Origin of the sequence: Hydrogenophaga sp. (assembly GCF_051860785.1) — a bacterium.
Lineage (GTDB): Bacteria > Pseudomonadota > Gammaproteobacteria > Burkholderiales > Burkholderiaceae_C > Hydrogenophaga.
The window spans coordinates 214426-224475 of record NZ_JBIMLB010000007.1; the positions used below are offsets into that span (position 1 = coordinate 214426).

Sequence of the window (10050 nt, forward strand, 5' to 3'; positions counted from 1 at the left end):
GGCGAGGACCGCGCTTTTTCAGGGTGCTTGGCGGCTGGGGCGGACTGTAGGGCGTCGTTTCATTCAATACAATATGGTTTCAATAGTCGAAACGAAGGCCATCCGATGAAACCTCCAAAGAGCGTGGTCAAGGCGATCGAGGAGCCCGAAACCAGCGCCGGTGGCGTGACGGCGGTCACGCGCGCGCTGCGCCTGCTCGAATGCTTCGGCATGGACGATCCGCAACTCACGCTGGCCGAGATGAGCCGTCGCACCGGCATGCACAAGACCACCACCTTGCGGCTGGCGCGCACCCTCGCGGCCGAGAACTACCTCGTGCAAAGGGAAGACGCCAGTTGGCGCCTGGGCCGTGCGGCGGGTTGGCTGGGTGCGTGCTATCAGGCAGTGTTCGACGTGCACGAGGTGGTGGAGCCCGTGCTGCGCGCCCTGACGGTGCAGACCGGTGAAAGCGCCTCGTTCTACGTGCGCGAAGGGCAGCAGCGCCAGTGCCTGGCGCGTGTGGACGGGCCGCAGACCATCCGCCACCACGTGCGCGTGGGCATCGGCCTGCCGCTGGAACTGGGCGCGCCGGGCCGCGTCATCCTTGCGTTTTCCGGGGAGCCCGGCGAACCCTACGAATCCATCCGTCGGCGCGGTTTTCACCTGTCCATGGGTGAGCGCGAGGCGGAGGTTTCCAGCGTCGCGGCGCCGGTCTTCGGCCTGCACTGGCGCTTGCTGGGCTCGGTCTGCATTTCAGGCCCCACCTCACGGTTGCCCGAAGCGCGCCTGCTCGAACTCGCGCAGACCGTCATGACCGCGGCGAACGAGTTGTCCTATGCGATCGCCGGCACACGGCGCACCACGGGTGTGCCGTCCACGGTGGCCACCTGGTTCCCGAAATAACAGCGCCTCCTTTCGAGGCCCCGCCGACGACAAGCGCCTGTGGCGTGTAACCCGTTATCAACCAAGCCCCATCCATGACCATCGAACTGACCAAGGAAGACCGAGCCCAGGCTGTGGCCTCGATCGAACGCTACTTCCGTGAAAACATGGAAGAGAAAATCGGCAACGTCGCAGCCAGCGGCTTGCTCGGTTTCATCCTCGAGGAAATCGGACCCAGCCTCTACAACAAGGGCGTGGCAGACGCGCAGGAACGCATTCAGGCCCGGGTCTCGGACCTGGACTTCGAAGTGCACGAGGAAGAGTTTTCTTACTGGCGCAAGTTCGACAAACAGCGCAAAGTTTGAAACATCAGGGACTTTGCCAAGTGCTCACAGAATGAAACGACGCGAATGGATGCTCTTGCTGGCCGTCATCGGCTTGCTGATCTTTGTCGGCAGGTATGGCATCCATCCCCGTCAGTCTTCCATTGAATGGCGTGAGGAAGTGAAGTTGCACGACGGCCGAAGTGTCCTGGTGCAGGTGCGGCGCAACTATGAGCGGCGAGGTGGCGGATACGAAAAGTACTCGGCCAACTCCAGGCTGCGCTCCATGACGATCAGTTTCAACATGGATTCGAGCAAGGTTTTCGAGCACGAGTTTGTTGGCGGTACGTTGCAATTCCTGGATGAGAAGGATGGCAAGTGGTACCTGGGCTACAACTCGGACTCAAGCCATCCATCTGTAAAGATCGGAAACACCGCTCTGTATCCTCACGTGGCCGTGTTGCACGCAGATGGCTCGCTGAGCAAACCAGGAAGCTGGGACGATGTCCCTGTCGAGATCAAGAATTCGAACATTCTCCCGGCGACTCCGAATCCTGCCGTCATCTCAAGATTCCACCAGACCACCGTCGGTCACGAGGAAAAAATGCTTCATTGGAGCCAACACCCGACGGGGGCGGGATGGGGCGTCATTCATAGAGTCACTCCGCGCTGATTCGCGATGGAGGCGACCGTACCCACTTCCGTACCGAGTTCCACGCAGGTCTTGATCGCTCAGGTTCGTACCGGCGCATCGCGCTCCCTTGCCGCCTCGCCTTGTTCTTTCTCGGTCATCAACGCCTGCATCGCGTCCAGCGTCAGCATCAAGGCATCCAGTTGCCGCATCAATTCGGCGTTGAACGTGTGCACGAGTTCAGCAAAGTGCGGCCGCACAGGAATCCAGCAAGGGTGTTCGGCATGTGGCGCTCGCTCTGGCAGGAGCATATGGCCCAGCTTGTTGTGTGTCTTCAGCGTGAGCGATAGGCAATAGGCCTGATCCGCTGCCTGCATGGCGAGTTTCTGGGCGGGGGAGCGGATATTGAGCTCGTCATGGGACGACGTAGCGCGAGGAGGAGAAGTGACCATGGTGGGTCTCCCTGAAGCTTCGGCTTGCAACAACCGCCGCCCCTTTGTGGGGGGCGGCGGCCCGAACGGGTTGACCTTACCGGGAACCTCCTGCGAGAACCGGCGAGCCCGAAGGCTCCCCGCCCGGGCCGCCAAAAAAAGGAGGCACGAGCGAAGAAGCCGCAGACTCTGCGGTTAGAGGTCCTGCGGCTTTCGCTGCAGAAGGTTCATCGGCGGGAGGTCAATCCCGATCAAATCTTTTTTGGATTTGACCGGGGCAGTATAGCCAGGGCATCGGTAGGTACGTTCAACCCGTTGGCTGGCAGCGGCCGACTCGGCTGCAAGGTCGGCTATGCAGCGGGAGCCGCCACTGGTGGCCTGCCTACGAACTATCGCTAGGCGACACCAAGCTGCCGTCTGGATCCACCTAGCCCATGTGCGGCCGCCGGCGAGTAGATCTACTTCTAGTTCATGACCTGGCGGACCACCACATCACGAGCTTCTTGGCAGCAAGGCCTGGACGAAATTGTTTGGCAGGAAGCCGAGAAGCCCGTGGCTGTCGAAACTCCATTCCTCCGTCAGTTGCTACATTTCGTGATACTTTCCGCGTCCAGTGACTCCTTTAACTGGAAGCGCATCAAACTTTGAAGCTAAGAGAGCAAGATCCTCGCAGCGCGTTTGTCCCGGCGACAAGCGAACTTAAGCATGACGGAGGGACAGCGGTGAGTGCAACTAACACGATCAACTGGATCGACAAAATCGCAACCGAATCAGGTTGGGGGGTTGGCTCTCGTTGGAGGAATACGTGACGCCTGAGTCAATCACTCGGCTGCTCGCCTCTATGAACGCCGGCCGCCTCCTGGTGGTCTGCGGCGCAGGGCTTTCCATGGCTCCTCCTAGCAGTCTGCCGTCCGCTCGGACAGTAGCAGAACGCTGCTTCGACAAATATCGCCTTGAGTCGGATCCAAATTGCGACGTCGCTCTTCGGGACAATCTAGAATCGTTAGCCGAACACTTCGCAGGACTCAACACCCTGCAATCGGTCTTCATCGAACATCTCGTGCCCTGGCCCGCTTTTGTACGGCCTGCGAACACAGGGCACGCTGCGATAGCAGATTTTCTCATCACCCGAGCTGCGGTTGCGGGCATATCGAGCAACTACGATACGCTCATCGAGCGACGCGCTTGGGACTACGGCGCGGACTTCCGTGGCTCGCTTGACGGAAACGAAGCCACTGCCGATTCCGTCCGTCAGGCACCTCTGCTGAAATTCCATGGCTGCTCTCAGCGCGATCGGCCATCCACGGTATGGGCGCCTTCACAGCTCGATGATCCGACCATCTCGGCCCGCATTGCGCGAAGCAAAATTTGGATGGCCGCCAATCTTCGACAGAAAGATCTGCTCATCGTCGGCTTCTGGTCGGACTGGGAATATCTCAACGCCGTGATTGGAGAAGCGCTCATTGATGTGCAGCCGCTATCCGTGACCGTGGTTGACCTCTCGCCAACGGACGCGCTCGAGCAGAAGGCCCCCCAGCTCTGGGATATGGCGCACGCTCAAAACGTGACGTTCGAACATGTCCAGGAGTCCGGGGCAGTGGCGCTCGACGAGCTTCGTCGCGCGTTCTCATCGAACTATCTTCGACAGGTGCTGGACGCCGGACGAACTGCCTTCGAACATGCCACCGGAGTCCAGTGCGACCCAGCTTGGCTGAACATCGGGAATTTCGATAGCGAAGCTCTGTATGGTCTGAGGCGGGATGCCGAAGGCGTCTCAGCGGCGGAGCCGGCCAAGCTCCTGCGCCCAGCAAATCCTGAAGCCCTAGGCTTCTTCCATTTGCTGCTACGTCAGGCTGGAGCTGTTCAACGCGCCGACGGTTACGAGCTAAATGGCCGGAGCGTTCGCGTCCTCAACGGAGCGCAATCCGTCCTCGGGACGCTACGCGGGAGGTTTGTCGAGCCACCTGCCGCCATGCAATCTGACATCGTTGTGGCAGTGGGCGCGACCGACTTGGGCGTGCCGGATAACGTTGTCCGCAGCGGACGCGTTGGCGACGTGATTCGTCCGGATCCAGCGGGCGAATGGTACGACCTTCCCGGGGCAAGAGCGGCGTTGGGCATCTAATGGACATCTTCACGCAAGCCGAAATCCTCCTTCGCGACGCCCAGTATGAAACTTGGACGTGGACTGGCTCGGTCGGTTCCGTGACCTGTTTCGAAAACGCGGCACTAATGGGATTTGTCCATGTCTTCGAGACCGCAGATGCTCTTCTCAGCACCTGGAGTGAATACCAGCAAGTCGCACTCGCTAGACATGCCGCCTCGTTGCGCGGCGCGGGAGCGAAGGCGTGGAACGTCTACTCGGTATTTCTGACTCCAGATCAGGATGCAAGCCTAGGGCGAGAGATCGAACGCATTGAAGAGAATTTTTCTTTGACTCGGAAGATTGCCAGGGCCTCGATTACCACGGCAGATCATGTTGAGAAGGCGCTGCTACCACTACTGTCCGTTCGATCCAAGCCGTTGCTCGGCGCATCAAACTTCGAAGCAAGGCTGCGCACCAGGCTGAAGGACATCCCTCCGGACGCCGTTACTGCGTTTCTTAACCAGACCTCGCCGGCGGAGGTCGCTCGCATGTTGGGAGCGACATCATGAGGCTCGATTTCGTCGAAGTGTGCGGCTTTCGTGGATTCAGGGATCTCGTCCGGATCAACTTTGGACGAGGTTTCACCGTCATCACCGGTCGGAACGGGGTGGGCAAGAGCACGCTGTGCGATGCGATCGAATTCGCGATCACCGGGTCCATCGGAAAATATGCAGTCGAGAAAGCGGCGAAGGAAAGTCTCAGCGACTATCTATGGTGGCGTGGCGAAGGCGTTCCCAAGGCCCACTATGTCACGGCTTCGTTTGTCGACGACGACGGGAAGTTGTTCGCTATTACGCGCACGCGCGAGTCAGGCGCTGATCGCTCAGCTGACGAAATCCACGCCGCGCTTTGCCGAGGACCTGCGCCCGACGATGCGCTCCGGCAGCTCACCCGAACGTCAATCATCCGCGACGAATGGATCGCGGCGCTCAGCCTGGATCTCTCCGAAACAGAGCGATTCGATCTCGTCCGGTCGGCGCTCGGTGCTTTAGAAGGCTCGGAGGCAGGTAGCAGGGCCAAGGAAGTCGTGACTGCCGCTGAAGCTGCGCACTCAAAAGACGAGGCCGCTTATGAAGCTGCTCGTTCGCGTTTGGCGGACAGGCTGATGCAGCAGTCTGAGACGCAAGCTGCCCTCAGCCGGTCAGGCGATGTGTCCTCCGCGCTCCAGGTGATCGGCGCCGCCGCGCCAGATGCGCCGCCCGAGCTGACGGCACGGCTGACTGCGGGTCGCAACGCACTCGCAAACGGACGAACCCGATTGGGTCGAATGGGCGAAGCGCTTCAACGGGGTCGCGAGATCGCGTCGGCGCACGCGGCCTACAATGCACCGGAGGCTGTTGCCGATCGGGAGGCCGCATCGGTAGCCCACGCAGCGGCGCAGAGCGCGCATCAGGCTGCGCAACATGCAATCTCGGAAGCCGAACAACACCTTTTGCGAGAAGAAGAGATGGACGCGATCGCGGCGTCGCTGAGCCTTCTAGTCGAACACGGTGAGCGCCTCGGGCTGCACGACAGTCATTGCCCGCTATGTGCAGCCCATCGAACGTCGGACGAGTTCGTCGCTGGTTTGGCCGCAGCACGGCGACGGATTACATCACTGGTTTCGGGTGTTCAGTTCGCTCACGAAGCTCTCGCTACTGCGAAAGCGAACGCGCGGCAACCTAGCTCCACGTTCCAGGAGGCAGTCGCTGCAGTTCAGGCTCATGCGGACGAGCTGAGCAGGCTGCGCGAACAGGAAGCAACACATGCGGATTTCTGCAATCAGTGGGAGATCGAGCCCCGCTTCATCCAAGATCTCGATGGGCTGGAGCAAGCCATTTCTCCCGAACGCGACCGGTTGATCGACCTCGAGCGTGCGCTCCTCGTGCTGGAGGCCTCGCAAGCGGTGACGCGAATGTCGTCGGTCGAAAGCAATATCTCCGCGCTGCGAAGTGAAATCGAGAAGCTGGCCCAGGCGGTCAACCGGTCGCAAAATGCCGTGACAGTGAGCCGCGAAATCGAACGCTCGGTTAGGCGAGTTAGCGCCGAGATAATCGATGAACGTCTCGCTCAGATCAGCCCACTTCTCAACGAACTCTATCAGCGCCTGCGACCGCACGCCGACTGGCGGACAATCGACTACAGCATTCGCGGCGACGTCCGTCGTTTCTTGAGCCTTAAGGTCGGGGACGGTCTGAACCCGCAATTCGTCTTCAGTAGTGGTCAGCGTCGCGCTGCAGGTCTGGCTTTCCTTCTTTCGGTTCATCTCGCGCGGGCGTGGACGCCACTCAGATCTCTGCTGCTCGACGACCCTGTCCAGCACATTGACGATTTCAGGGCCCTTCATCTAGTGGAAGTGCTCGCTGCTCTTCGCTTGGATGGACGTCAGATCATCTGCGCCGTTGAGGATTCCGCGCTCGCCGATCTTCTTTGCCGGCGCTTGGTGAGCACCGCGACTGAAGGAGGCCGGCGTGTTGACATCGGCCTTGGGCCGCTCGGCACAACGAGCGTGGCCACCGATCTAGAAGTCTATCCAATGCCGGTCAGTGTTCTACGTGGCATCGCCACCGCATGAAGCCTGAAAGCGCGCGAGTCCAGCGTCCGTCATCGCAAGAGCGTCGGGCGCAGGGTCCCTGGAGCGATTTGGCGCTCCATACAATCGGCTGGCGCGCCTTTCAGGATCTATGCTCGCAAGTATGTGAGGTCGTGCTTAGCCGGCCCGTGGAAATATTCCGCGAAGCGCAAGATGGTGGGCAGGACGCTGTCTTCCTGATTCCTGCGGAAAACACTGCTTCACCGATCGGTACGGTCCAGTGCAAGCACACATCCGATGCGGGAAAGGCGTTGAAGCTTAGTGATCTCACCGCCGAGATCGATCATGTCAAAGAACTGGTCAAATCCGGCCAAGCAAACACCTACGTCTTCATGACGAACATGAGCGTAGATGCGCCTGTGGCAGTCGCAATGCGCGCCAAACTCCGCGTGCTTGGCGTGCGTAAGCCCCACATTCTCGGCCGGCAGTATCTCGTCCGTATTATCAGGAGTAGCGCGCGCCTGCGGGCCCTCGTCCCGCAGGTCTACGGCTTGGGAGATCTCACCTCGATTCTGGATGAGAGGTTGAGTGAGCAGAGCCGAGCATTGCTTGACGGATGGATCCCAAAGCTTCGCACATATGTGCCTACCAAAGCGCATCGCGATGCGGTCAACGCGATTGCCAAACACGGCGTGGTGCTACTGCTGGGCAATCCCTCAAGCGGCAAATCGGCGATTGGCGCCATCGTGTCGACCATAGCATCGGAGAATCCAGACAACACAGTACTTGCGCTGACCAGCCCGCGCGATTTTGAAGCCGGTTGGAATCCCAATGACCCGGGACGTTTCTTCTGGATCGACGATGCCTTCGGCTCAAATGTGCTACGCGATGACTATGTGCAGGACTGGGCATCGGCCTTCTCCAAGCTGCGGGCAGCGATAAAGCACGGTAACCGCTTTCTTCTGACTTCCCGCAAGCACATCTATGAAGCGGCGCGACGTCGGCTCGGACGGCGGAATCTTGCCCAATTCGCGGATGGCAGTGCTGTCGTGGATGTCGGTGAGCTGTCGTTCGAAGAAAAGTCGCAAATTCTCTACAACCATGTGAATTTCGGCGAGCAGAGTCAAAGCTGGCGATCGAGCGTCAAGCCTCATCTGACCGCAGTCGCCGCAGTTCGCGATTTCCTCCCGGGGATCGCCGAACGTCTCGGCGACCCAAGCTTCACCAAGGGCCTAGCGCCTCGCGAGAGTTCGCTCGTCCGCTTTATGGAAGAGCCAACAGAGCATCTCATCGATACCGTCAATGCTTTGGATGATCAGCTGCAGGCCGCACTTATCCTCGTGTATGTCCATCAGGCCGGCTTCGATCCCAGCAATCATGACACTTCCGCTGCACAGGCGGTTGCGGAGTTGACAGGGTACGCTATCACTAAGATTCAGGATTGTTTCGCTGAACTGAAGGGCTCTTTCCTGAAGCTCTCCGGATCAAAATGGACTTTCGCCCATCCGACAATCTCCGACGCCCTAACGGAGATTCTGCGCCAGAAGCCCCATATGATGGCGGCGCTCATACGTGGCGCGACTATCGACACCATCCTCAGCAGCTTCACGTGCGAGGGCTCGCCACTCATTCGAGACGCGCTTGTCATCTCGACGACACTCGACGACGCGTTGGTCGCACGACTCGGCCGCACGCCCGACGAATTGCACCGCAACTGGATGCTGTTCCACTTCCTGTCCTATCGTTCGAGCGAGGCCGTTTTCGTCAAAGCCGTCGAACAGTTTCCAGATCTACTGCGACGGTCCTGCTGGCACTCCGGTCTCGCGAGCAATGATCCCCGGATCGCCACGTACGCACGTGCTCATCACCTCACAATCCTGCCTGACGATCTGCGCTCGGAGATAGCCGACAAGCTGGAGTCTGCAGTTCTCAACGGCCTCGACATTTCCTTTCTCGACGAACCTAAGATGCTCGCGCTCATACCACCGCAAAGGCTTGTCGGGATGGGATTGGCGCTGCGGACAACTGTGCTGCCATCGCTCGGAGAGCGGATACACGAGATCGCTGCAGACGCCGACTTGGACGAAGAGCCAGACAGCCACTTTAAGAAGCTTCTCGATGTGCTTGATGGTATTGAGGCGTTTGGTGTCGACGCGGACGCTACTGCCCTGATCGACGACGCGCGCGATCAAGTGAAGCGCTCGGTCGAGGTGCTTGAAGTGCGCAAGCGCGAACATGATGAAAGCTCGGAAGATGAGACGGATTGGACGCACCTCGTCACGCAAACGAAGGAGGATGCCCCGCCTCCAGCTCCCGTCGTCACAAAGCGTTCGATCTTTGAAGATGTAGACAAATAGTCGTCTAGACGTCAACCCATCGCGCTCCATGCGTTGGCGCCGTCTTGAACGATAGTGCGGACGCAACACTTCCCTTGCGGGGTGCAACCGCCGCTCAAGTTTGCTTGACTACCAGCAGCGCGATGTCTCATCCTCGCTGCCCTGCAACCTCTCCTCAGCGATTCCTAGCCCGAATCGCATGAATGACTGCTGTCGGACCGCGCTGACGCTTAGCGGTCGAGGGTTGAACGGCAGCAGTCAGTCTGGAGCAGCCGCTCACGCAGTGAGCACAAGCGGCAGGTTCTTTGCAGGCGATTCAACCTGCCGATCCACCCTCAAACCGTCACGATCTCATCATTCAGCGCCTCTTCCACGATCTGCCGGTTCAGGCTCGGTGCGAACGTCTCGATGAAGCTGTAGGCATACCCGCGCAGCCAGTTGCCGGTAAGCGCGCGGCGAACCCATCTTGACGCACCGGATGGTCAATCGTCTGTAGCGTTGACCTCGTCGGTAATTCTGCCGTCGTTGTATTGAGCTGCGATGGCCCTGTCCAGACGCTTGAGCAGAGCGGGCAGCGTTTCGCCGTCCCGGCGAACAAGCATCGCGAGTGCGTTGCTGCCATCGGCTGCGCTGGCAACGCAGTCGAATGGTGCAAGAGCGCCGAGCGTGACCTCCCCGCCGTCGGCAATCAGTTCTTCAATGTGCTTCATGTACGCACATTGTGTGCTGCATCAGAGCGGTTGCCAGCGGTGCGGCAGCAACTCGCCGATTTCGCTGGCGCGCTGCATGGGCAGGCGTGCCATCACATCG

At 59.7% G+C, this 10050-nt stretch carries 9 protein-coding genes; 7 read left to right on the plus strand and 2 right to left on the minus strand.

The annotated features are described in order from the left end of the window. Positions 1 to 105 precede the first annotated feature (105 nt). The 3 genes from ACTIF6_RS12135 to ACTIF6_RS12145 all read left to right on the plus strand — a co-directional run bounded on the left by ACTIF6_RS12135 (position 106) and on the right by ACTIF6_RS12145 (position 1857). On the plus strand, positions 106 to 882 hold the full coding sequence (locus ACTIF6_RS12135) for an IclR family transcriptional regulator (RefSeq protein ID WP_439588234.1): 777 nt from the start codon (positions 106 to 108) through the stop codon (positions 880 to 882). Positions 883 to 956: 74 nt separating this feature from the next. Then, positions 957 to 1226, plus strand: coding sequence for a DUF2164 domain-containing protein (locus tag ACTIF6_RS12140; protein WP_439588235.1), 270 nt, complete (start codon positions 957 to 959; stop codon positions 1224 to 1226). Between the two features lie 31 nt (positions 1227 to 1257). Then, a complete protein-coding gene (locus tag ACTIF6_RS12145; protein WP_439588236.1) occupies positions 1258 to 1857 on the plus strand; it encodes a hypothetical protein in 600 nt (199 codons plus the stop codon). Positions 1858 to 1916: 59 nt separating this feature from the next. Here the strand turns inward: ACTIF6_RS12145 and ACTIF6_RS12150 are convergent, their stop codons facing one another. Further along, the gene (locus ACTIF6_RS12150; protein WP_439588237.1) at positions 1917 to 2300 is read right to left on the minus strand and encodes a hypothetical protein; all 384 of its coding nucleotides are present in this window, start codon (positions 2298 to 2300) and stop codon (positions 1917 to 1919) included. Between the two features lie 751 nt (positions 2301 to 3051). Here ACTIF6_RS12150 and ACTIF6_RS12155 point away from each other — a divergent pair. From ACTIF6_RS12155 to ACTIF6_RS12170, 4 genes are all read left to right on the plus strand, one after another. After that, positions 3052 to 4371 (plus strand): hypothetical protein, encoded by a 1320-nt coding sequence (locus ACTIF6_RS12155; protein ID WP_439588238.1) that lies wholly within the window; start codon positions 3052 to 3054, stop codon positions 4369 to 4371. Beyond that, the gene (locus ACTIF6_RS12160; protein ID WP_439588239.1) at positions 4371 to 4901 is read left to right on the plus strand and encodes a hypothetical protein; all 531 of its coding nucleotides are present in this window, start codon (positions 4371 to 4373) and stop codon (positions 4899 to 4901) included. Before ACTIF6_RS12155 ends, ACTIF6_RS12160 begins: the two co-directional genes overlap by 1 nt. Beyond that, the gene (locus ACTIF6_RS12165) at positions 4898 to 6946 is read left to right on the plus strand and encodes an AAA family ATPase (protein ID WP_439588240.1); all 2049 of its coding nucleotides are present in this window, start codon (positions 4898 to 4900) and stop codon (positions 6944 to 6946) included. Before ACTIF6_RS12160 ends, ACTIF6_RS12165 begins: the two co-directional genes overlap by 4 nt. 146 nt (positions 6947 to 7092) lie before the next feature. Further along, on the plus strand, positions 7093 to 9261 hold the full coding sequence (locus tag ACTIF6_RS12170) for a hypothetical protein (protein ID WP_439588241.1): 2169 nt from the start codon (positions 7093 to 7095) through the stop codon (positions 9259 to 9261). A 461-nt stretch (positions 9262 to 9722) separates the two neighbouring features. Here the strand turns inward: ACTIF6_RS12170 and ACTIF6_RS12175 are convergent, their stop codons facing one another. Then, positions 9723 to 9950, minus strand: a complete 228-nt coding sequence (locus ACTIF6_RS12175) for a hypothetical protein (RefSeq protein ID WP_439588242.1) — start codon at positions 9948 to 9950, stop codon at positions 9723 to 9725. Between the last annotated feature and the right edge of the window lie 100 nt (positions 9951 to 10050).

Coding starts and splice junctions, on each gene's coding strand:
- ACTIF6_RS12165 (WP_439588240.1), top strand. CDS start 4,898: ATGAGGCTCGATTTCGTCGAAGTGTGCGGCTTTCGTGGATTCAGGGAT.
- ACTIF6_RS12140 (WP_439588235.1), top strand. CDS start 957: ATGACCATCGAACTGACCAAGGAAGACCGAGCCCAGGCTGTGGCCTCG.
- ACTIF6_RS12135 (WP_439588234.1), top strand. CDS start 106: ATGAAACCTCCAAAGAGCGTGGTCAAGGCGATCGAGGAGCCCGAAACC.
- ACTIF6_RS12160 (WP_439588239.1), top strand. CDS start 4,371: ATGGACATCTTCACGCAAGCCGAAATCCTCCTTCGCGACGCCCAGTAT.
- ACTIF6_RS12145 (WP_439588236.1), top strand. CDS start 1,258: ATGAAACGACGCGAATGGATGCTCTTGCTGGCCGTCATCGGCTTGCTG.
- ACTIF6_RS12175 (WP_439588242.1), bottom strand. CDS start 9,950: ATGAAGCACATTGAAGAACTGATTGCCGACGGCGGGGAGGTCACGCTC.